The sequence below is a fragment of the Neisseria perflava genome (assembly GCF_024170405.1).
In the GTDB taxonomy this organism is placed as follows: Bacteria; Pseudomonadota; Gammaproteobacteria; order Burkholderiales; family Neisseriaceae; genus Neisseria; species Neisseria perflava_B.
Map to the genome: position 1 here is coordinate 1 of NZ_JALJYC010000005.1, position 21,484 is coordinate 21,484.

At 52.8% G+C, this 21,484-nt stretch carries 18 protein-coding genes and 2 tRNA genes; 14 read left to right on the plus strand and 6 right to left on the minus strand.

Translation table 11 applies throughout. The annotated features are described in order from the left end of the window. The first annotated feature begins 102 nt into the window (after positions 1 to 102). The 9 genes from J2T37_RS02730 to mnmA all read left to right on the plus strand — a co-directional run bounded on the left by J2T37_RS02730 (position 103) and on the right by mnmA (position 10,593). Positions 103 to 639: an MFS transporter gene (locus J2T37_RS02730; protein ID WP_367398801.1), complete on the plus strand. Its 537-nt coding sequence runs from the start codon at positions 103 to 105 to the stop codon at positions 637 to 639. A 284-nt stretch (positions 640 to 923) separates the two neighbouring features. Next, positions 924 to 2,291 carry an MFS transporter gene (locus J2T37_RS02735; RefSeq protein WP_253353667.1) on the plus strand — a complete coding sequence of 456 codons (1,368 nt, stop codon included), beginning with the start codon at positions 924 to 926 and terminating at the stop codon, positions 2,289 to 2,291. Positions 2,292 to 2,424: 133 nt separating this feature from the next. After that, a complete protein-coding gene (locus tag J2T37_RS02740) occupies positions 2,425 to 3,762 on the plus strand; it encodes a glucarate dehydratase family protein (RefSeq protein WP_253353668.1) in 1,338 nt (445 codons plus the stop codon). 123 nt (positions 3,763 to 3,885) lie between these two features. Beyond that, on the plus strand, positions 3,886 to 5,214 hold the full coding sequence (gene gudD, locus J2T37_RS02745) for a glucarate dehydratase (RefSeq protein WP_253353669.1): 1,329 nt from the start codon (positions 3,886 to 3,888) through the stop codon (positions 5,212 to 5,214). A gap of 226 nt (positions 5,215 to 5,440) precedes the next feature. After that, entirely contained in the window at positions 5,441 to 7,102 is a 1,662-nt protein-coding gene (gene recN / locus J2T37_RS02750; protein WP_253353670.1) for a DNA repair protein RecN, read from the plus strand. Between the two features lie 89 nt (positions 7,103 to 7,191). Beyond that, the gene (gene gshB, locus J2T37_RS02755) at positions 7,192 to 8,148 is read left to right on the plus strand and encodes a glutathione synthase (RefSeq protein WP_253353671.1); all 957 of its coding nucleotides are present in this window, start codon (positions 7,192 to 7,194) and stop codon (positions 8,146 to 8,148) included. Positions 8,149 to 8,313: 165 nt separating this feature from the next. Then, the gene (locus tag J2T37_RS02760) at positions 8,314 to 8,718 is read left to right on the plus strand and encodes a diacylglycerol kinase (RefSeq protein ID WP_253353672.1); all 405 of its coding nucleotides are present in this window, start codon (positions 8,314 to 8,316) and stop codon (positions 8,716 to 8,718) included. Positions 8,719 to 8,831: 113 nt separating this feature from the next. Then, positions 8,832 to 9,305, plus strand: a complete 474-nt coding sequence (locus tag J2T37_RS02765; protein WP_253353759.1) for a copper chaperone PCu(A)C — start codon at positions 8,832 to 8,834, stop codon at positions 9,303 to 9,305. 181 nt (positions 9,306 to 9,486) lie between these two features. Then, a complete protein-coding gene (mnmA, locus tag J2T37_RS02770; protein ID WP_253353673.1) occupies positions 9,487 to 10,593 on the plus strand; it encodes a tRNA 2-thiouridine(34) synthase MnmA in 1,107 nt (368 codons plus the stop codon). Between the two features lie 65 nt (positions 10,594 to 10,658). Here the strand turns inward: mnmA and J2T37_RS02775 are convergent, their stop codons facing one another. Next, positions 10,659 to 11,432, minus strand: a complete 774-nt coding sequence (locus tag J2T37_RS02775; protein ID WP_253353674.1) for a M48 family metallopeptidase — start codon at positions 11,430 to 11,432, stop codon at positions 10,659 to 10,661. Positions 11,433 to 11,556: 124 nt separating this feature from the next. Then, the gene (locus tag J2T37_RS02780) at positions 11,557 to 12,492 is read right to left on the minus strand and encodes a serine hydrolase (protein WP_437179431.1); all 936 of its coding nucleotides are present in this window, start codon (positions 12,490 to 12,492) and stop codon (positions 11,557 to 11,559) included. Between the two features lie 325 nt (positions 12,493 to 12,817). On the opposite strand from J2T37_RS02780, the gene clpX reads away from it, so the two are divergent. Together clpX and acnB are read left to right on the plus strand one after the other, a co-directional pair. After that, the gene (gene clpX / locus J2T37_RS02785; protein ID WP_253353675.1) at positions 12,818 to 14,095 is read left to right on the plus strand and encodes an ATP-dependent Clp protease ATP-binding subunit ClpX; all 1,278 of its coding nucleotides are present in this window, start codon (positions 12,818 to 12,820) and stop codon (positions 14,093 to 14,095) included. A 268-nt stretch (positions 14,096 to 14,363) separates the two neighbouring features. Further along, positions 14,364 to 16,949, plus strand: coding sequence for a bifunctional aconitate hydratase 2/2-methylisocitrate dehydratase (gene acnB, locus J2T37_RS02790; protein WP_253353676.1), 2,586 nt, complete (start codon positions 14,364 to 14,366; stop codon positions 16,947 to 16,949). 82 nt (positions 16,950 to 17,031) lie between these two features. Here acnB and panB read toward each other — a convergent pair whose 3' ends face one another. The 3 genes from panB to J2T37_RS02805 all read right to left on the minus strand — a co-directional run bounded on the left by panB (position 17,032) and on the right by J2T37_RS02805 (position 18,158). Then, entirely contained in the window at positions 17,032 to 17,820 is a 789-nt protein-coding gene (gene panB / locus J2T37_RS02795; protein ID WP_253353677.1) for a 3-methyl-2-oxobutanoate hydroxymethyltransferase, read from the minus strand. A gap of 150 nt (positions 17,821 to 17,970) precedes the next feature. After that, a tRNA-Thr gene (locus J2T37_RS02800) sits at positions 17,971 to 18,046 on the minus strand. A gap of 36 nt (positions 18,047 to 18,082) precedes the next feature. Continuing rightward, a tRNA-Thr gene (locus J2T37_RS02805) sits at positions 18,083 to 18,158 on the minus strand. A 197-nt stretch (positions 18,159 to 18,355) separates the two neighbouring features. Here J2T37_RS02805 and J2T37_RS02810 point away from each other — a divergent pair. The 3 genes from J2T37_RS02810 to J2T37_RS02820 all read left to right on the plus strand — a co-directional run bounded on the left by J2T37_RS02810 (position 18,356) and on the right by J2T37_RS02820 (position 20,275). Beyond that, positions 18,356 to 19,147 (plus strand): polyamine aminopropyltransferase, encoded by a 792-nt coding sequence (locus J2T37_RS02810; protein WP_253353678.1) that lies wholly within the window; start codon positions 18,356 to 18,358, stop codon positions 19,145 to 19,147. A gap of 22 nt (positions 19,148 to 19,169) precedes the next feature. Then, on the plus strand, positions 19,170 to 19,553 hold the full coding sequence (locus tag J2T37_RS02815) for a hypothetical protein (RefSeq protein ID WP_253353679.1): 384 nt from the start codon (positions 19,170 to 19,172) through the stop codon (positions 19,551 to 19,553). A 74-nt stretch (positions 19,554 to 19,627) separates the two neighbouring features. Continuing rightward, positions 19,628 to 20,275 carry an alpha/beta hydrolase gene (locus J2T37_RS02820; protein ID WP_253353680.1) on the plus strand — a complete coding sequence of 216 codons (648 nt, stop codon included), beginning with the start codon at positions 19,628 to 19,630 and terminating at the stop codon, positions 20,273 to 20,275. A 183-nt stretch (positions 20,276 to 20,458) separates the two neighbouring features. Here the strand turns inward: J2T37_RS02820 and J2T37_RS02825 are convergent, their stop codons facing one another. Beyond that, positions 20,459 to 20,995 (minus strand): NUDIX hydrolase, encoded by a 537-nt coding sequence (locus tag J2T37_RS02825; protein ID WP_253353761.1) that lies wholly within the window; start codon positions 20,993 to 20,995, stop codon positions 20,459 to 20,461. Positions 20,996 to 21,484 lie beyond the last annotated feature (489 nt).

Below are 21,484 nucleotides of genomic sequence, written 5' to 3' on the forward strand. Positions count from 1 at the left end.
TAGCTTGTTTTGCTTATAAGGGCTCAGTCGACTTTTTTTCATGGGATTTATTCTAAATGATTTTGAATAAATCTAGTTATCTAGTACAGCCCCTTCTTCTTTATTACCTGGTTCCCGGTTTATTTGGCCACCGAACGCGGTTTGGATTTGAAATCTGTCGGCTTTGCCTCTGCCGTTCCTGCCATTTGCGGTTTCCTCGGCGGTCTGACCGGCGGTGTGATTTCCGATATGCTGATGCGCAAAACCAATAATCTGGCCTTTGCCCGCAAAACCCCGATTGTGTTGGGTATGCTGCTCTCCATGATTATGATTGCCTGCAATTATGTCGATTCGATTTATCTGGTGATTACCTTTATGTCGATTGCCTTCTTCGGCAAAGGCGTGGGTGCGCTGGGTTGGGCGGTGATGGCTGATACCGCGCCGAAAGAAATCAGCGGTTTGGCCGGCGGCTTGTTTAACATGTGCGGCAATATCTCCGGTATCGTTTCCCCGATTGTCATCGGCTATATCGTGCACGCTACCGGCCACTTTGAATATGCGCTGATTTTCGTTGCCCTGCACGCTTTGGTTGCCGCCTTCAGCTTCCTGTTTATCGTCGGCCCGATCAAACGCATGGAATTAAAAAAAGAACCTGCTTAATCCTTGATGTTTTCAGACGGCCTTTGATTCTCAAGGCCGTCTGAAAATCTTTTTATCGGTTCACGCCGCAGGCAAAACCTATTTCACGCTCTTTAACAATTCGGTTGCTTTTTGTTTATCCTACAAAAGACTACATTTTTCCTGCCTTATTGTTACTTTGCCCAAAAATTTAAAACATCCCCTGTTGCAACTTCGGCGCTTTGTCCAATTCATTTAGTAGGCGACTTCCCTATAATGGATGCCACGTTAGCAATTATTAATGACATCCATTTAGGAGCTGTATCATGAGTAACAATGTGTCAACGCAACCTGATGCGCAAATGAAGCGCACCAATGTACGCTGGGGTATTGTGGTTCTGCTTTTCCTGGTTACCGCCGTCAACTACGGCGACCGTGCCACGCTGGCGATTGCCGGCAAACCGATGGCCGAAGCCGTGGGTATCGACGCGGCTGGGATGGGCTGGATTTTCTCGGCTTTCTCTTGGGCGTATGTGCTCGGCCAATTACCCGGCGGCTGGCTGCTGGATAAATTCGGTTCTAAAAAGGTTTACTTTTTCAGTATTTTCTTTTGGTCGCTGTTTACCCTGTTCCAAGCCGGTGTCGGTTTGTTTACCGGTATGTGGGCGCTGATTATCCTGTTCAGCCTGCGCTTCTTGGTGGGTATCTCTGAATCGCCTTCTTTCCCGGGCAACAGCCGTATCGCGGCAGCCTGGTTCCCGGCCAAAGAACGCGCCACTGCAGTTTCAATTTATAACTCTGCACAATATTTCGCTACTGTGATTTTTGCGCCGATTATGGGTTGGCTGACCGTTGAATTCGGCTGGCAGTCAGTGTTTATCTTCATGGGTGTCGTCGGTCTGTTAATCAGCGTTGTTTGGCTGAAAATGATTTACGACCCGAAAGATCACCCGCGTGCCAACAAAGCCGAAGTCGAATACATCGAAGCAGGCGGCGGTTTGGTCAACATGGACCAAAACAAAAGCGATACTTCGAAAAAGAACGAAGGCCCGAAACTGGGTTATATCAAACAGCTTTTGACCAACCGCATGATGTTGGGCGTGTATCTGGGTCAATATTGTATCAACTGCCTGACCTTCTTCTTCATTACCTGGTTCCCGGTATATCTGGCAACCGAGCGCGGTTTGGACTTGAAATCTGTCGGCTTTATCGCAGCGATTCCCGCCATCTGCGGCTTCTTGGGCGGCTTGACCGGCGGTGTGATTTCCGACACCTTGATGAAAAAAACCAACAACTTGGCAGTTGCCCGCAAAACACCGATTGTGCTAGGTATGCTCTTCTCTATGACCATGGTGTTCTGCAACTACGTTGATTCGATTTATCTGGTGGTATTGTTTATGTCTATGGCCTTCTTCGGCAAAGGCGTAGGCGCACTGGGTTGGGCAGTAATGGCCGACACCGCACCGAAAGAAATCATGGGCTTGGCCGGCGGCTTGTTTAATATGTGCGGTAACTTGTCCGGTATCGTGTCTCCGATTGTCATCGGTTACATCGTAGCCCAAACCGGTAAATTCGAATGGGCGCTGGTATTCGTTGCCCTGCATGCCCTGGTTGCCGCCTTCAGCTTCCTGTTTATCGTCGGCCCGATCAAACGCATGGAACTGAAACCTTTGGAAAACAAAGCAACCGCTTAATTTAACCTAAAGCTTTTTCAGACGGCCTAACGCCTCACAAGGCCGTCTGAAAAAACAAACAGATTTTAAAAACCATCATGTTTCACCCAGCCGGATGATTTTTAAGATTTGAACACCGAAAAAGGATTCGATTATGTCCACCCAATCTGTACCCGTAATTACCAAAATGCAAGTTGTGCCTGTTGCCGGACACGACAGCATGCTGATGAACGTCGGCGGTGCCCACTCGCCCTACTTCACCCGCAATCTGGTGATTCTGACCGACAATGCCGGACACACCGGCGTCGGCGAAGCCCCCGGCGGCGAGACCATTTTAAATGCGCTCAAAGAAGCCGTCCCCCATGTCGAAGACCGTCCGATTTCCATTTTGAACCGCATTGTCAATGATATGCACAACGGCTACCTCGATGCCGACTACGACACTTTCGGCAAAGGCGCATGGACATTCGAGCTACGCGTCAACGCCGTGGCCGCTCTGGAAGCCGCCCTGCTGGATCTGATGGGACAATTTTTAAATGTTCCCGTTGCCGAACTCTTGGCTGGCGGCCAACAGCGCGACGAAGTCACCGTATTGGGCTATCTTTTCTACATCGGCGACGACAAAATTACCGACCTGCCGTATCAGCAGCCCGTGACAGGCAAACACGAGTGGTACAACATCCGCCGCAAAAAAGCGATGGACACCCAATCCGTGGTCGAGTTGGCCGCAGCCGCCAAAGACCGCTACGGCTTCAAAGATTTCAAAATGAAAGGCGGCGTATTTGAAGGCGCGAAAGAAATCGAAACCGTTACCGCCTTGAAAAAACACTTCCCCGATGCGCGCATTACGCTTGATCCCAACGGCTGCTGGTCTTTGGATGAAGCCATTCAGTTGTGCAAAGGTTTGGATAACGTATTAACCTACGCCGAAGACCCGTGCGGTGCCGAGCAAGGCTACTCCGGCCGCGAAATCATGGCCGAATTCCGCCGCGCCACCGGCATTCCCACCGCCACCAATATGATTGCGACCAACTGGCGTGAAATGGGGCATTCCATCATGCTGCAAGCTGTCGATATTCCGCTGGCCGACCCCCACTTCTGGACGCTCACCGGCGCCAGCCGCGTAGCGCAGTTGTGCAACGAATGGGGCTTGACTTGGGGCTGCCACTCCAACAACCACTTCGATGTTTCGCTGGCGATGTTTACCCACGTCGGCGCTGCCGCCCCGGGTAACCCGACCGCACTCGACACCCACTGGATTTGGCAGGAAGGCGATTTCACCCTCACCAAAGAGCCGCTGGAAATCGTCAACGGCAAAATCAAGCTCAACGGCAAACCCGGCTTGGGCGTAGAACTGGATATGGCCAAAGTGCAGCAGGCCTACGAGTTGCACCAAAAACTGCCCACCGGCGCGCGCAACGACGGCATTCCGATGCAGTTTTACTACCCGGGTTGGAAATTCGACCGCAAACGTCCGGCAATGGTACGTTAAGCCGTTCCACCCGCAACCCGATACACCATTTTTCAGACGGCCTTTGCCGTCAACCCGCACAGGCCGTCTGAAAACCCTTGAATCCGATTCATCCGTTTTGACTTATTTTTTAAGGAGAGCACCATGAGCACCCCCGTAATCACCGAAATGCAAGTTATCCCCGTAGCCGGTCACGACAGCATGCTGCTGAACCTCAGCGGCGCCCATGCCCCCTACTTTACCCGCAATATCGTGATTCTGACCGACAACAGCGGTAACACCGGCGTCGGTGAAGTGCCGGGCGGCGAAAAAATCCGCCAAACTTTGGAAGACGCCAAACCTCTGGTCATCGGCAAAACCTTGGGCGAATACAAAAACGTGATGGAAGCCGTGCGCCGCAACTTTGCCGACCGCGATGCCGGCGGCCGCGGCCTGCAAACCTTCGACCTGCGCACCACCATCCACGTGGTAACCGCCATCGAAGCGGCCATGCTCGACCTGTTGGGCAAATTCCTCGGCGTGACCGTGGCTTCCCTGTTGGGTGACGGCCAACAACGCGACGCAGTGGAAATGCTGGGTTATCTGTTCTTCGTCGGCGACCGCAAAAAAACCGACCTGCCGTACCAAAGCCAGGAAAACGACCCGTGCGACTGGTACCGCCTGCGCCACGAAGTTGCCATGACACCGGATTCCGTAGTTCGCTTGGCCGAAGCCGCTTATGAAAAATACGGTTTCAACGACTTCAAACTGAAAGGCGGCGTTTTGGCCGGTATTGAAGAAGCCGAGTCCATCAAAGCCTTGGCCAAACGCTTCCCCGAAGCCCGTATCACCCTCGACCCCAACGGCGCATGGTCGCTCAATGAAGCCATCCAAATCGGTAAAGAACTCAAAGGCGTTTTGGCCTACGCCGAAGACCCGTGCGGTGCCGAACAAGGCTACTCCGGCCGCGAAGTGATGGCCGAATTCCGCCGCGCCACCGGTCTGCCGACCGCCACCAACATGATTGCTACCGACTGGCGTCAAATGGGTCACACCATTTCCCTGCAATCAGTTGACATCCCGCTGGCCGACCCGCACTTCTGGACCATGCAAGGTTCCGTGCGCGTTGCCCAAATGTGTAACGACTGGGGTCTGACTTGGGGTTCGCACTCCAACAACCACTTCGACGTTTCACTGGCCATGTTTACCCACGTCGCCGCCGCCGCACCGGGCAACATTACCGCCATCGACACCCACTGGATTTGGCAGGAAGGCAACCAACGCCTGACCAAAGAACCGCTGCAAATCAAAGGTGGCTTGGTGGAAGTGCCGAAAAAACCGGGTTTGGGCGTCGAATTGGACATGGATCAAGTCGCCAAAGCCCACGAGCTCTACAAAAACATGGGCTTGGGCGCGCGCAACGACGCCATGGCCATGCAATACCTGATTCCGGGCTGGGAATTCGACAACAAAAAACCGTGTCTGGTACGCTAATCCAGCATAGTTGAAAGCCCAAAGGCCGTCTGAAAAATCTGCTGATTTTTCAGACGGCCTTTTTTACAACAAAACAGTTACTATAAAATCAAAGGGATACACAAAAAATCAGATAATCTCAAAATAAAATATAGAAAAACTTATTCAAACTATAAAAAATCTTAGTTATAATCAGCCTATCTAAAGTAATCCGTTTCAGACGGCCTCTTTATTAAGGAATACTGCAATGTTGCTGGCGCTCTCCCTCCGCGATTTCGTGATTGTCGATCACTTGAATTTGGATTTCCAAAACGGCTTTACCGTCTTAACCGGCGAAACCGGCGCGGGCAAATCCATCACGCTCGACGCCATCGGCCTGCTGTTGGGCGACAAAGCCGATTACAGCCAGGTGCGCAACGGCGCGAAAGAAGCGCAATTATCCGCCCTGTTCGACATCGGCGGCCTGCCGCAGCTACAAGCGCAGCTGCGCGAGCAAGGTTTGCTGGAAGACGGCGCGGAAGAGCTGAACATCCGCCGCATTATCGACGCCAAAGGCAAAAGCCGCAGCTACCTCAACAACCAAGCCGCAACACTGGCGCAGCTCAAAACCGTCGGCGAGCAGCTGATTGATATCCACGGCCAAAATGCCCACCATTCCTTAAACCAAGAATCCGCCCAACGCGAGCTACTGGACGCATTCGCGGGCGCAGCGGCGCAGGCCGAAAGCGTGAAGCAGTTATATCAAAACTGGATTAGTGCCAAAAAATCCCTGCAAGAAGCGCAGACCCAATCGGAAAACATCGCTATCGAGCGCGAGCGCCTGCAATGGCAGTTTGACGAACTCAACCGCCTTGAATTGAAAGCAGGCGAATGGGGAGCGCTCAGCCAAAGCCATGACAGCCTTGCCCACTCTGCCGAGCTGTTGCAAACCGCCGAACAGGTCGGCGAACAAATCGACGGCGACAACGGCCTGCAACGCCAAATTTACCTGTGTCAAAAGCTGCTGGGCAACCTGCAAAACATCGAACCGCGTTTTGCCGACAGCCTGAACATGCTCGCCAGTATCGAAGCCGAGTTGGGCGAAATCAGCGCCAATATGCGCGATGTAGCCGGACGTACCGACATCGACCCGGATGAGCTCATCAAGCAGGAACAACGCATGAGCGAACTGATGAGTATGGCGCGAAAATACCGTATCGAGCCGGAAGAATTACCGCACAAACTGACCGAGCTCGACGAACAGTTGCAAAGCCTGCATGCCGCCACCGATTTGGAAGCGCTGGAGCAGGCCGTTGCGCATAATCTGGCCGAATATCAAGAAGCCGCGCATGTCTTATCCGCCATGCGCCATCAGGCCGCCGGCAAATTGAGCGCCGAAACCACTGATCATATGCAACATTTGGCGATGAAAGGGGCGCGTTTCGACATCGTATTGCTGCCCTCCTCTCCGACTGCTTACGGTTTGGAACAAGTGCAGTTCCAAGTGGCCGCAAACAAAGGCAGCCCGTCGCGCCCGTTGAACAAAGTCGCTTCCGGCGGCGAATTGGCGCGTATCAGCCTGTCGATTCAGGTTGTAACCAGCCAATACACCCAAGTACCGACGCTGATTTTCGATGAAGTCGATACCGGTATCGGCGGCGGCGTGGCGGAAATGGTCGGCAAAGCCTTACGTGCCTTAGGTAAAAAACATCAGGTATTGGCCGTGACCCACCTGCCGCAAGTCGCCTCCTGCGGCGAAAACCACTGGCAGGTACGCAAACACAGCGAAGGCGAACAAACCATCAGCGAAATCAGCGTATTGGATACCTGTCAGCGCGTCGAAGAAATCGCCCGTATGCTCGGCGGCGAAATCATCACCGATACCACGCGCAACCATGCGGCGGAATTGCTGGCGATGGCGGCTGCTTAAACGGCTTGAGGCCGTCTGAAAATGTGAAAACCTTTTCAGACGGCCTCAATACAAGGTATGATGGCAGCGTTTGTTGTTAAGGAAAAATCATGCACGTCCTGTTTATTGCCGACCCGATGGCGACCTTCAAAACCTATAAAGACACCACCTACGCCATGATGCGCGAAATGGCGGGGCGCGGCTGGCAGCTCTCGCATACCTTGAGCGCGGAATTGTCGGTCAAACAGGGCAATGTTGTCGCGCAGGCCGCGCCGTTTGAATTTCTCGGCGCGAAAAGCGACGACGATCACGCTTGGTTTTCTGCGGGCAGCAAAATTCAGACGGCCTTAAAAGATTTTGACGCCGTGATTATGCGCACCGACCCGCCGTTTGACATGCAGTATCTGTATGCCACCCAACTGCTGACCCTAGCCGAAACGCAAGGTGCCAAAGTGTATAACAGCGGCCAAGCCATGCGCGATTTCAACGAAAAGCTGGCGATTCTGAATTTCAGCCCGTTTACCGCCCCCACGCTGGTGACCACCCGCTCCGCCGATGTGCGTGAATTTTTATCGGAACACGGCGACATCATCGTCAAACCGCTGGACGGCATGGGCGGTATGGGCATTTTCCGACTGACGGAACGCGACCCCAATATCGGCAGCATTTTAGAAACCCTGATGAAGCTGGACACGCGTACGATTATGGCGCAGCGCTATATCCCCGAAATTGTAGATGGCGACAAACGCATTCTGGTCATCGGCGGCGAAGTCGTCCCTTACGCGTTGGCGCGTATTCCGCAACAAGGCGAAACGCGCGGCAATCTTGCCGCCGGAGGGCGCGGCGTGGCGCAGGAATTAAGCGCGACCGACCGCGAAATCGCCGAAACCTTGGTGCCCGAATTGAAACGGCGCGGGATTCTGCTTGCCGGTTTGGACGTTATCGGCCGCAACCTGACCGAAGTCAACGTCACCAGCCCGACCGGTTTCCAAGAAATCATGAAGCAAAAAGGCTTTGACGTGGCCGCCATGTTTGCCGATGCCGTGCAAACCTGGGCGAAAAATTAACGCCGTTATCCAAACACAAATGGGCAAATCTGCGCCATACCGATGGAAAAGATGGACACAGATTCTGCCCTCTCCCCCAACACATCAGGCCGTCTGAAAACCGCCGAATCTTATGCTGACACAGTTTTTTCAGACGGCCTCTCAGTCTCTTCCTAAAAATCCATCATGAAACCCGATTCTTACGCCGCCGATAAAAAAGGCAAAACCGGCCTGAAGCGCATTATCAACGCATTCGGCTACTCCAAAGACGGTCTAAAATCCGCCTACCGCCATGAAAGCGCATTCCGCCAACTGCTCTGGCTCAACGGCCTGCTGTTTGTCGCTACGTTTTTCTTCAATTTCGGCCCGAGTACCCGCATTCTGCTGATTATGGCCTCGTTTGTTTCGCTGATTACCGAACTCTTTAATACCGCTATTGAAGCCGCCGTCGATCACACCTCCACCGCCAAACACGAATTGGCCAAACGCGCCAAAGATGCAGGTTCGGCAGCGCAATTACTGGCACTGGTGCTATTGGTCATCGTGTGGTGTATCTCCCTTTGGCGCGAATACGGCTTTAATCTTTTCTGATGTATTGACCGCTCATGTTTAATTAAGATTCATTTAATTTGAATCAAATACTTTCAGGCAGATTTCCCTGTAAGATAGCGTTCTCATCCAACCCAAAGGAATACATCATGAAAATGAAAGCACTGCTGACTGCCGTGGTCTTGTCAGCAATTTGCCCAACCGCCATCGCCGCAGGTATCCAAGTACAAAACGCATGGGCGCGTTCAACTGTTGAAGGCATGAAAATGGGCGGCGCCTTCATGACTCTGCGCAACGAAAGCAATACCCCTGACACCCTAATCGGCGGCAGTTCGCCCGTGGCAGAACGTGTCGAAATCCACACCCACATCAACGACAACGGCGTTATGCGCATGCGCCAAGCTAAAGATGGTGTAGCGTTACCGGCCAATGCCACAACTGAAATGAAACCGGGCGGTTATCATGTGATGTTTATGGGGCTGAAACGCCCGTTAAAAGCAGGTGAAAAAATTCCCGTTACCCTCAAATTCAAACAAGCCAAGGCGCAAACTGTGCAAGTTGAGGTGAAAAACGCGCCGCAGCAGGCTGCTTCTCAACACAATCACGCGGGCGCGGCACACCAGCACTAAACTTGCCGAATAAACTTGTATATTTTATCCGCTAGAAACGCATAGTCTGCCTAAAAAATCCCGCACAAGGCCGTCTGAAAACCGCAGTAACATCCGGTTTTCAGACGGCCTTTGGCCTATCGGTTACAAAAGTGCTAAAATCCGCCTTTAAAATTTTCGTATTTGCCCCATTTCCCTGCCCATGAACACCACACCCACTACCCCGCAAAATATCATCGTCGGTTTGTCCGGCGGTGTCGATTCCTCCGTAACCGCCGCCCTGCTGCAACAGCAAGGCCACAAGGTGCGCGGTGTGTTTATGCAAAACTGGGAAGACGACGACAACGACGAATATTGCAGTATCAAGCAAGATTCTTTTGACGCCATCGCCGTGGCCGACATCATCGGCATTGATATCGACATCGTCAATTTCACCGCGCAATACAAAGACAATGTTTTCGCCTATTTTTTAAAAGAATACCGTGCCGGCCGCACACCGAATCCCGACGTATTGTGCAACGCCGAAATTAAATTCAAATGCTTTTTAGATTATGCCATCGAACAAGGCGCCGACATCATCGCCACCGGACACTACGCGCGTAAAGAAGTGCGCGACGGCGTGCACTACCTGCTCAAAGGCTTGGACAACAACAAAGACCAAAGCTATTTTCTCTACCGCCTGCAGCCTTTTCAACTCGAACGCGCCATTTTTCCGCTCGGCGATTTGGAAAAACCTGAAGTGCGCCGTTTGGCCGAGCAGTTCAAGCTGCCCACGGCCGCTAAAAAAGACAGTACCGGTATCTGCTTTATCGGCGAGCGCCCGTTCCGCGAATTTTTGCAGCAATACCTGCCGACCAACAACGGCAAAATGGTGACTCCCGAAGGCAAAACCGTTGGCGAACATGTCGGCCTGATGTTTTACACCCTCGGCCAGCGCAAAGGCTTAGGTATCGGCGGCGCGGGCGAACCGTGGTTTGTTGCCGCCAAAGACCTGACGAAAAACGAGCTGATTGTGGTGCAAGGACACGACCATCCGCTGCTTTACACACAAAGTCTGATTATGAACGATTTGAGCTTTACCCTGCCCGAACGTCCCGCCCCCGGCCGCTATACCTGCAAAACCCGCTACCGCATGGCCGACGCACCTTGCGAACTGCGCTATGTCGATGACGAAACCATCGAACTGCTCTTCGATGACCCGCAATGGGCGGTTACACCCGGCCAATCAGCCGTTTTATACGATGGCGACGTCTGCTTGGGCGGCGGGATTATTATGTCCACCGACAAACCCGTTATCATCACAGCATAATCTTGTTCCTATAAAAATGCCGTCTGAAAAATTTTTCAGACGGCATTTTTTATGGTTCCCGACCATCAGCGTTTATTGCGCTCGTAAATCGGCATAACCTCCGGCAACATCTTTTGAATAGCGGCAATCCGCGCATTATTGCTCGGGTGGGTGGATAACACCGCCACGGAGCTGCCTCCTTCTACACGGTTCATTTTCTGCCATACCGTTACCGCCGCCTGCGGGTTGTATCCGGCCAAGGCCATCAGGCGCACACCGCCTGCGTCTGCCTCGCTTTCCTGATAACGGGAAAACGGTTTGGTAGCAATCAAATCCGAGCCCAAGCCGACCACGCTGCTGTCCACGCCGGTCACGCCGGATAAAATCGTACCGCCCAAGCCGGTCAAAACCTGCCCGCCGATGGCTTTTTTGCTGTGCTCCAGCAGTGCATGGGTCATTTCATGGCCGATAACGGCGGCGATTTCGTCATCGGTCAGATTCAGCCGTTCGACAATACCGGTGTACATCGCCATTTTGCCGCCGGGCATGGCCCATGCGTTCATTTCATTGCTGCGGATAACATTCATCTGCCAGTTAAACGCCACACCGGTACGGTTGGCTTGGTTGGCATACGGTTTCAAACGGTTGAACACCGTCTGAATACGGCGGGCGGTTCTCGAAGTGGTATCCAACACCTGCTGACTTTGCGCTTTAGTCATCACTTGGCTGTAACTTTTCGCCGCGCTTTGGTTCAGCGTTGCCGTATCGTAACCGACCATATCGGCAACCGAAGTGCAACCGGCTATCATCAAAGCAGCCGCCGCAATCAAAGATGTATATTGCTGGATATGGCGGGTCATCATACGCTCCAATATCGTTTCATTTATTGTGTAAGCATAAGGCCTGAAGTATTTTTAGGCAAGTAAAGGCCGTCTGAAAACAACACTATTTTCAGACGGCCTTAGCATAGCCAATACCAATGGTTTAAGACGGACGCTGCAACATCCAAGACTCGATTTTACGTGCGTCGTTGACGCGGGTGGTCGAGGTCGGCGAATTCAGCAAAACGATGGTAATCGGTTGGTTTTGCACATTGGCTTTCACCACCATCGAGCGGCCTGCCTCGCGGATATAGCCGGTTTTCTGCATTTCGATGTTCCAAGCGCCTTCGCGCACCAAGGCATTGGAATTTTTATACTGCTGACGGCCGTTGGCGGTATAAACCGCGCCGTAGTTTGAAGTCGAATTTTTGCGAATCAGCGGATACTTACTGGCAGCAGATACCATTTTGCTCAAATCGTTGGCAGTGGAAACATTGCGCGGATCCAAGCCTGTCGGCTCGTAAAAACGGCTATTGTACATGCCCAAACTTTGCGCTTTGGCATTCATGGCGGCGACAAATGCGCCCATACCGCCCGGATAGGTGCGACCGAGCGCGTGGGTGGCGCGGTTTTCGCTGCTCATCAGGCTCAAATGCAGTAATTCACCACGGCTCAACGTGGTGCCGATAGCCAAACGGCTGCCCGTACCCTTGATGCGGTCGATTTCGTCCGGCGTGATGGTAATCATCTCATTCATGTCCAAACGCGCATCCAGCGTCACCATCGCACTCATCACTTTGGAAATCGAGGCAATCGGCATCACGCGGTTGGCATTTTTCTGATACAGTACCTCACCGGTACGGTTATTCAAAATCAAAGCCGATTGCGAAGACAGCAGCGGGCCGGCAATCTGCGCCTGCATTTCGACTTGCTCGGCACGGCTGTTGGCTAAAGCTTCCAGCGGGTCTTGTTTGGTCGGAAAATTCTGCTCCAAAAACTGACCCAACACATCCATGTCGTCAGCCATTACCGGCAATGCCGCCGTTGCCAATACCGCGCTCATGCACAATACGCTTAATTTTTTACACAATCTAATCATAGAATCTCCCCAAACTCTGAATACATACCATAACGGCGACCGCGCAGGAAAAACCGGTTGGTTCACCGTTCTTGCGAAGTAGAATCTCATTAATCTATAAATCTATATGTTTTATTGTGGTTATATTTCAAAAAAATGTAAAGCAAGTCATTGAAATTTTGCTTTTGTTTGCAACATTTACCCAAACCAGTACATCCGTCGCGCGTTTTATGCGACACAAGCCTTGAAATTTGATAAACCATGCATTACTTATTATACTAGAGCGCTTTACCGGGAAACCTGCCCGTCGGCCCATACTGCTTAACTTAACAAAGAAAAAAATACCATGTCTGAAGAAAAACGCTCCTGCTCGTTCTGCGGAAAATCCGAGCATGAAGTCAAAAATCTGATTGAAGGCGAACACGCTTTCATTTGTAACGAATGCGTTGAAACCTGCGGCATTATGTTGCAGGAATCCCATAGCGAAAATCCTGCCCAAGCAGACGCGCCCGCCGCTACGGGCAACGGCAAACTGCCCACGCCGTCTGAAATCGTGGCCAATCTGAATGTACACGTTATCGGCCAGGAACACGCCAAAAAATCGCTGGCCGTAGCGGTTTACAATCATTACAAACGCCTGCGCCATCCCAAAACCGGCGACAACGTCGAGCTTTCCAAATCCAACATCCTGCTTATCGGCCCGACCGGTTCGGGCAAAACCCTGCTGGCGCAATCGCTGGCGCGCAAATTGGATGTGCCTTTTGTGATGGCCGACGCCACCACCCTGACCGAAGCCGGTTATGTCGGCGAAGATGTCGAGCAGATTATTACCAAACTGCTGGGCAAATGTGATTTCGATGTGGAAAAAGCGCAGCGCGGTATCGTTTATATCGACGAAATCGACAAAATTTCACGCAAAAGCGAGAATCCGTCGATTACCCGCGACGTTTCCGGCGAAGGCGTGCAACAAGCGCTGCTGAAACTGATTGAAGGCACCGTCGCCAGCGTGCCCCCGCAAGGCGGCCGCAAGCACCCGAATCAGGAATTTATTAACGTCGATACCACCAATATCCTGTTTATCTGCGGCGGCGCGTTTGCCGGTTTGGAAAAAGTTATCCGCCAGCGTACCGAAAAAGGCGGTATCGGCTTTGGTGCGCAAGTACACAGCAAAGACGAAGAGAGCAACCTTTCCGAAGTCATCGAAACCGTCGAACCTGCCGACCTGATTAAATTTGGCCTGATTCCCGAATTAATCGGCCGCCTGCCGGTCATTGCCACCTTGAGCGAATTGGACGAAGAAGCGCTGACCAACATCCTGACCGAGCCGAAAAACGCCCTCATCAAACAATACCAAACCCTGTTTGAAATGGAAGGCGTTGAGCTGGAAGTTGAAGAAGACGCGCTGCACGCCATTGCCCATCAAGCCTTGGAACGCAAAACCGGTGCGCGCGGCCTGCGCTCCATCGTCGAGCGGTACCTGCTGGACACCATGTATCTGCTGCCCGACTTGGAAGACGTGAAAAAAGTCGTTATCGACAAAGATGTGGTCGAAAACAACCAAGCGCCGAAATTATTGTTGGCCGATGGCAGTGTCTATACCATGCAGCCGGAAAGCAAAGCATAAAAAAGCGGTAACGCTACGCTTTAAGACAAGTCTCAAATAGAAACAAAAGGGCGTCTGAAAACCGTATTGCAGATACTCGATTTCTGCCCGATAACGGTATTTTCAAACGGCCTTTCCGCTTTCATAGAAAACATCTATTACAGTATGCAACATCGCTGTTCCCATTTTATAAAATTTAGTCTATTATGCACTCAGAAGATTGTTTACAATCTTTAACTGCAAATCATTTGCACCTCCCAGAAGAAAAACACCCAAAAGGAACAAAGAGATGTTAGAAGCCTACCGCAAAGCCGCCGCCGAGCGTGCCGCCTTGGGCATTCCCGCCCTGCCCCTTACCGCACAACAAACAGCCGACCTCATCGAGCTCCTCAAAACCCCGTCCTCAGGCGAAGGAGAATTTTTGGTGGACTTGCTCGCGCACCGCGTTCCGCCCGGTGTCGATGATGCCGCCAAAGTCAAAGCCTCATTCCTCGCCGCCGTTGCCGAAGGCAGCGCCGCCAGCCCGCTGATTACGCCTGAATACGCCACCGAATTATTGGGCACCATGTTGGGCGGCTACAACATCCACCCCATGATTGAGCTTTTGGACAACGACAAACTCGCGCCGATTGCCGCCGAAGGTTTGAAACACACCTTATTGATGTTCGACTCTTTCCACGACGTACAGGAAAAAGCCGACAAAGGCAATGCCTACGCCGAGGAGGTGTTGCAGTCTTGGGCAGATGCGGAATGGTTTACCTCCCGCCCTGCCGTTCCTGAAAAAATTACCGTAACCGTCTTCAAAGTCAGCGGTGAAACCAATACCGACGATTTATCGCCCGCGCCCGACGCTTGGTCGCGCCCGGATATTCCGTTGCACGCATTGGCGATGTTGAAAAACCCGCGTGAAGGGATTACCCCCGACAAACCCGGCGAAGTCGGCCCGATTAAATTATTGGAAGAACTCAAAGCCAAAGGCAATCTCGTGGCCTACGTCGGCGATGTAGTCGGCACCGGTTCTTCGCGCAAATCCGCCACCAACTCCGTAATTTGGCATACCGGCGAAGACATCCCGTTTGTCCCTAACAAACGCTTCGGCGGCGTGTGCTTAGGCGGCAAAATCGCACCGATTTTCTTCAACACCCAAGAAGATTCCGGCGCACTACCGATTGAAGTCGATGTTTCCTCGCTGCAAATGGGCGATGTGGTCGATATTCTGCCGTATGAAGGCAAAATCCTTAAAAACGGCGAGACCGTGGCCGAATTTGCGCTCAAATCGCAAGTCTTGCTGGACGAAGTGCAGGCCGGCGGCCGTATTAACCTGATTATCGGACGCGGCCTGACCGCCAAAGCGCGTGAGGCTTTGGGCTTGCCCGCTTCCGACAAATTCCGTCTGCCGCAAGCCCCGGCCGAAAGCAATGCCGGTTTCTCGCTGGCGCAAAAAATGGTCGGCCGCGCCTGCGGTTTGCCGGAAGGCCAAGGCGTACGCCCGGGCACTTATTGCGAACCGAAAATGACCACCGTCGGCTCGCAAGACACCACCGGCCCGATGACCCGCGATGAGCTCAAAGACCTTGCCTGCTTGGGCTTCTCCGCCGATTTGGTCATGCAGTCGTTCTGCCACACCGCAGCCTATCCGAAACCGGTCGATGTGCGCACGCATAAAGAGCTGCCGGAATTTATTTCCACCCGTGGCGGCGTGTCGCTGCGCCCGGGCGACGGCGTGATTCACTCCTGGCTCAACCGCCTCTTGCTGCCCGATACCGTCGGTACCGGAGGCGACTCGCACACCCGCTTCCCCATCGGCATTTCCTTCCCGGCAGGTTCGGGCTTAGTGGCCTTTGCCGCCGCCACCGGTGTCATGCCGCTGGATATGCCGGAATCGGTATTGGTGCGTTTTAGCGGTACGCTGCAACCCGGTGTCACCCTGCGCGATTTGGTCAACGCCATTCCGCTCTACGCCATCAAACAAGGCTTGCTCACCGTTGCCAAAGCGGGTAAGAAAAACATCTTCTCCGGCCGTATTTTGGAAATCGAAGGTCTGCCCGATTTGAAAGTAGAGCAAGCCTTTGAGCTGACCGACGCTTCTGCCGAGCGCTCCGCCGCCGGTTGTACCGTGAAGCTGAACAAAGAGCCGATTATCGAGTACATGACCTCCAACATCGTGTTGATGAAAAACATGATTGCCGACGGCTACCAAGACGCGCGTACTTTGGAACGCCGCATTAAAGCAATGGAAAGCTGGCTGGCCAATCCGCAGCTTTTAGAAGCCGATTCCGATGCCGAATACGCCGCCGTCATCGACATTAATATGGACAACATCAAAGAACCGATTATCGCCTGCCCGAACGACCCCGACGACGTTTGCTTTATGTCGGAAAAATCCGGTACGGTAATTGATGAGGTATTTATCGGTTCGTGCATGACCAATATCGGCCACTTCCGCGCCGCCTCCAAACTTTTGGAAGGCAAGAGCGATATTCCCGTGCGCCTGTGGGTGGCACCGCCGACCAAGATGGATGCCAAAGAGCTGTCCGACGAAGGTCACTACGGCGTACTCGGCCGCGCCGGTGCGCGCATGGAAATGCCGGGCTGTTCGCTGTGTATGGGCAACCAGGCTCAGGTACACGAAGGTGCTACCGTGATGTCCACTTCCACCCGCAACTTCCCCAACCGCTTGGGCAAAAACACCAATGTGTTCCTGGGTTCGGCAGAGCTGGCGGCAATTTGCTCCAAATTGGGCAAAATCCCGACGTTGGAAGAATACCGCGCCAACATCGGTATCATTGATGAAAACAGTGCTCAGATTTACCGCTACATGAATTTCAATGAAATCGACACCTACAACGAAGTGGCGGAAAAAGTAAGCGTATAAAGCCGTTCTCTTTGTAATAAAAAAGGCCGTCTGAAACAAAATATGGTTTCAGACGGCCTTTTTCGTGCATAGCCATCAAGATTTAATCAAACGTATGTTCCGTAGCGGGGAAAGTTTTGTTTTTGACCGCCGCAACATAGGCTTTGACCGCCTCTTGTACGCTGCTCTGCCCCTGCATAAAGTTTTTCACAAACTTCGCCGTTTTGCCGGGGAATACGCCCAGCATATCGTGCATGACCAAAACCTGCCCGTCGCAATCCACGCCTGCGCCGATACCGATGGTCGGGCAGAGCACCGATTCGGTGACTTTCTTACCCATTTCAGACGGCACACATTCCATCAAAATCATGGCTGCGCCTGCGTCATCATGCGCCTTAGCATCATTCAGCAGCGCTTGGGCCTTATCGCCGCGCCCCTGCACTTTATAACCGCCGAAGGCGAACACCGACTGCGGCGTCAGGCCGATATGGGCGCACACGGGAATACCGCGCAGTTGCAGAAATTCGGTGGTTTCCGCCATCCACACGCCGCCTTCCAATTTCACCATATGCGCGCCCGCCGCCATCAATTCGGCAGCGGCGGCAAAAGCCTGCTCTTTGCTCTGCTGGTAAGCGCCGAATGGCAAATCGGTGACAATCATGGCATTTTTCGCACCTCGCGCCACGCATTCGGTGTGGTAACACATATCGCGCAGGCTGACCGGCAGCGTGGAAGTGCGCCCTTGTACCGCCATACCCAAAGAATCGCCGACCAGCAAAACATCCACGCCGGCGTCATCCATCAATGCGGCAAAACTGGCTTCATAAGCTGTCAGCATGGCGATTTTTTCGCCGTCCGCTTTCATTTTTTGCAGCGTATTTACAGTAATCATATTGCATTATTCCGTCGTTTTCAGACGGCCTTATCGTCAAAACTGGGCTATTATAAGACTTATGGACGTCAAACGCCATTTTGCGCGGTAAGCCCCTTAAGACGATACATATAAAAACAGCCCGAGCATTGCTGTTTGGGCTGTTTGAATTGGTGCCGGCGGCAGGAATCGAACTCGCGACCCCCTGATTACAAGTCAGGTGCTCTACCAACTGAGCTACACCGGCGCAACCAAACCTTGCGGCTTGATTGAAATTAAATTGTGGTGCCGGCGGCAGGAATCGAACTCGCGACCCCCTGATTACAAGTCAGGTGCTCTACCAACTGAGCTACACCGGCGGAAAACGGTATTATGCCGTTAAGACACCGCATAAGCAAGCATTTTTTAGCCACTGCCACGGCATGTAAAAAAAATATTTGATTTTTAAACAAATTAAATTCAGGCGTAACCATCACTCACTCAAACAATGCCGTCTGAAAAAAGCCGCCGATTCTGTTAAAATAAGCCGTTTTCCCCTCGTCCTGATTGAATCATTATGGCACAACACCCCTACCGCCGCCTGCGTGCGCCCAAGTCCCATCTGCCTGAGGTCGGTATTTCCGAAGAAGGCAACATCCGCTCGCTGCACTTGGGCAGTGCCACCATTCAAAGCTCGATGAACCTCGACCACCCTGCCGAATTGGTGCTGTCATACAGCCGCGCCATGATGGGCTGGCTGCTGTTTGCCGAAAAGCTGCCGCAACACATTACCCAAATCGGTTTGGGTGGTGGCTCGTTTGCGCGTTGGATCGATACCTACCTGCCCGCTACCCGCCAAACCGCCGTGGACATCAATCCGCAAGTGATTGCCGTGGCGCGCAGCCTGTTTGAGCTGCCGCCGGAGGGCAACACTTTTGAAATCATCGAAGCCGACGGCGCGGAATACATCAAAGTCTTGCGCCACAGCACCGATGTGATCTTGGTGGACGGCTTCGACAGCGTGCAGATTATTGACGAGCTGGTCGGTGAACCCTTCTTCCAAGACTGCCGCAACGCCTTGTCTTCAGACGGCATTTTCGTTACCAACTGGTGGAGCGGCGACAAGCGCTACCAGCTTTTTATCGAACGGCTGCTGAAAGTCTTTGAAGGCCGAGTGTTGGAGCTGCCCGCCGAAAGCCACGGCAATGTGGCGGTAATGGCGTTCCAAAGCAGCCCGAAAGAGCAGAATCTCGACAACCTGAAAAAACGCGCCGAAAAGCTGAGTGAGCGTTATGATTTGAATTTCAAACGCATGTTGGCCGATTTAAAAGCCAATAATCAAAACAACGGCAAGCATTTTTACCTGTAATCCCGCATAAGGAAACCCGACCATGCGCAAACTGACCGCACTCGCCCTGCTGACTGCCGCGCTAACCCTGACCGCCTGCGGTAACAGCCAACAATCCGATACCGACAAACCGGCCGCCGCCGAAAAAGTGGTGCAGGCATTTGAAAAAAGCAAAGAGCAGCGTTTTACCGAAGGTTTCCGCGAGAGCTTCGGTAAAGCCGTCAGCACCTCCTGTCTGGCTGCGGCGGAGCAAGCCAAAGTCGCCTCAGCTGAAGCCCAAACCCTCTGCACCTGCGCCGCTGAAAAAGCCGTGGGCGCATTAAGCGATGCCGACATTCTACGGATTCAGGAAGAAGGAGCGGATTCTCCGGTTGCCCAAGCGTTGCGACAGAAAGCGGAAAAAGCCGCCGATACCTGCCGCCGGTAGTTGCCCCTCACAGGCCGTCTGAATTTATGCTAACTTTCAGACGGCCTGCACACCACATAGAATAAGGATATTTTATGCTCAAACCCGACATCCTCCGTATCCCCGGCCCGGCCGGTTGCTTGGAAACCATCTTTCTGCCCGCGCAAGAACCCGCACGCGGGGTGGCGATACTCAACCACCCCAACCCGCTGCAAGGCGGCACCAACACCAACAAAGTGATTCAAACCGCCGCCAAAGCGCTCGCGCAGCTCGGTTTTCACTGCTACCTGCCCAATTTGCGCGGTGTGGGCAACAGTGAAGGCGAACACGATTACGGGCGCGGCGAAACGGCCGACTGTCTTGCCGTGATTGATTATGCCCGTGCGCAACACCCTGATGTGGCTGAATTTGCCTTAGCCGGTTTCTCTTTCGGCGGCTATGTCGCCACTTTTGCCGCGCAAGCGCGCACGCCCGATTTGCTGCTGCTTATCGGCCCGGCGGTACACCATTACACCGACCGCCCCGAGCCTTCATCCGTACCCGATGCCGCCAAAACGCTGCTGATTCACGGTGCCGATGACGAGGTGGTGGCAATCAGTAAAGCCCTGTCGTGGGCGGAACCGCAGAATCTGCCTGTGGTGGCGATTGCCGGTTCGTCGCATTTCTTCCACGGCAAATTGATTGTATTGCGCGATACGATTTTGCGTTTTGCACCGGCGCTGCTGGATAATTCGGTCAAATAAACAAAATGCCGTCTGAAAACGCTGATTTTCAGACGGCATTTTGACGTAAGCCGATTGACAACCAAAGCAGTGGACATCCCGCGTAGGGTGGGCATTTATGCCCACGCGGTTTAGGTTTGTCATGCCGGTTATCTATTGGAACGACAACTGCGTGGGCAACAACTTGCCCACCCTACGAATCTCCTAGCTGTTCATCAGCCACCACTGCAAGCCCACCAGCGTTTTCGCGTCGCGGATTTCATCATTGGCCAAAGCCTCTTTTACCTGCTCACGGTTCATCAACACGGTTTCAGTGATTTCGTCTTCGTCATTGCTCAACGTGCTGCCCAAGCGCACACCCTCGGCTTGATAGAGGTACATTTTTTCATCGCAAAAACCGACAGCAGTGTAAAAGGTATGCAGCAGCTTCACGCTGTCGGCAGCATAAGGCGTTTCCTCCGCCAATTCGCGCAAAGCGCATTCGGAGGGATCTTCCCCCGCAACATCTAGCTTGCCCGCCGGCAGTTCCAACACCGCTTGATCGGCGGCATAACGCCATTGGCGCACCAGCACCACTTCGTCATTATCCGTTACCGCCAACACGCAGGCCGCACCCGGATGACGAATCACCACGCGCTGGCTTTCGTTGCCGTTGGGCAGACGGATTTTGTCGCGGCTGATGGTAACAAAAGTACCTTCGTAAATCGGTTCGCTGCTGATTTTGGTTTCTTTTAAGTCCATGTGTTTATTTTCCTTTCTCTTCGCTCTTAAAGGCCGTCTGAAAGATTTTTCAGACGGCCAATCGGTTAACGCAAACGGTCCATGGAAATCACTGCCGTCCATACTCCATATTAAGCCGTCGCCAATCAGTCCGACAATACTGACCGTGTCCAAAGCTAAGGTTATCGGCGTAGCAATGGCTTTTAAAACGTTTTTACCCGCCGCACCTTTATTCAATCCGCGTTTTTGCGCATAAATGCTGATTGGAACTGTCTGTTTGAAACGATAATCCACCGCTGTGTTTTGCGGCTTGCTATATAGCCAGCCTTTTACCGTATAACACCGCTCATACCTTTCTCCCGTTTTCAGCTGCGCTCGAGGGGAATACCACAATTTTCTCAACTTTTGCAATTCCCCCTGAGTTTCAGGGAAATAGACCAAACAGAATTCACTCGTGAAACCGTTACCGTCACGGCTCATGATAACCGGCAACGATGTCAAAGATTTGCC

What these genes read in the sequence shown, in the direction of transcription:
- J2T37_RS02735 (WP_253353667.1), top strand. Translation starts at nt 924, where the DNA reads ATGAGTAACAATGTGTCAACGCAACCTGATGCGCAAATGAAGCGCACC.
- J2T37_RS02740 (WP_253353668.1), top strand. Translation starts at nt 2,425, where the DNA reads ATGTCCACCCAATCTGTACCCGTAATTACCAAAATGCAAGTTGTGCCT.
- gudD (WP_253353669.1), top strand. Translation starts at nt 3,886, where the DNA reads ATGAGCACCCCCGTAATCACCGAAATGCAAGTTATCCCCGTAGCCGGT.
- recN (WP_253353670.1), top strand. Translation starts at nt 5,441, where the DNA reads ATGTTGCTGGCGCTCTCCCTCCGCGATTTCGTGATTGTCGATCACTTG.
- gshB (WP_253353671.1), top strand. Translation starts at nt 7,192, where the DNA reads ATGCACGTCCTGTTTATTGCCGACCCGATGGCGACCTTCAAAACCTAT.
- J2T37_RS02760 (WP_253353672.1), top strand. Translation starts at nt 8,314, where the DNA reads ATGAAACCCGATTCTTACGCCGCCGATAAAAAAGGCAAAACCGGCCTG.
- J2T37_RS02765 (WP_253353759.1), top strand. Translation starts at nt 8,832, where the DNA reads ATGAAAGCACTGCTGACTGCCGTGGTCTTGTCAGCAATTTGCCCAACC.
- mnmA (WP_253353673.1), top strand. Translation starts at nt 9,487, where the DNA reads ATGAACACCACACCCACTACCCCGCAAAATATCATCGTCGGTTTGTCC.
- J2T37_RS02775 (WP_253353674.1), bottom strand. Translation starts at nt 11,432, where the DNA reads ATGACCCGCCATATCCAGCAATATACATCTTTGATTGCGGCGGCTGCT.
- J2T37_RS02780 (WP_437179431.1), bottom strand. Translation starts at nt 12,492, where the DNA reads ATGATTAGATTGTGTAAAAAATTAAGCGTATTGTGCATGAGCGCGGTA.
- clpX (WP_253353675.1), top strand. Translation starts at nt 12,818, where the DNA reads ATGTCTGAAGAAAAACGCTCCTGCTCGTTCTGCGGAAAATCCGAGCAT.
- acnB (WP_253353676.1), top strand. Translation starts at nt 14,364, where the DNA reads ATGTTAGAAGCCTACCGCAAAGCCGCCGCCGAGCGTGCCGCCTTGGGC.
- panB (WP_253353677.1), bottom strand. Translation starts at nt 17,820, where the DNA reads ATGATTACTGTAAATACGCTGCAAAAAATGAAAGCGGACGGCGAAAAA.
- J2T37_RS02810 (WP_253353678.1), top strand. Translation starts at nt 18,356, where the DNA reads ATGGCACAACACCCCTACCGCCGCCTGCGTGCGCCCAAGTCCCATCTG.
- J2T37_RS02815 (WP_253353679.1), top strand. Translation starts at nt 19,170, where the DNA reads ATGCGCAAACTGACCGCACTCGCCCTGCTGACTGCCGCGCTAACCCTG.
- J2T37_RS02820 (WP_253353680.1), top strand. Translation starts at nt 19,628, where the DNA reads ATGCTCAAACCCGACATCCTCCGTATCCCCGGCCCGGCCGGTTGCTTG.
- J2T37_RS02825 (WP_253353761.1), bottom strand. Translation starts at nt 20,995, where the DNA reads ATGGACTTAAAAGAAACCAAAATCAGCAGCGAACCGATTTACGAAGGT.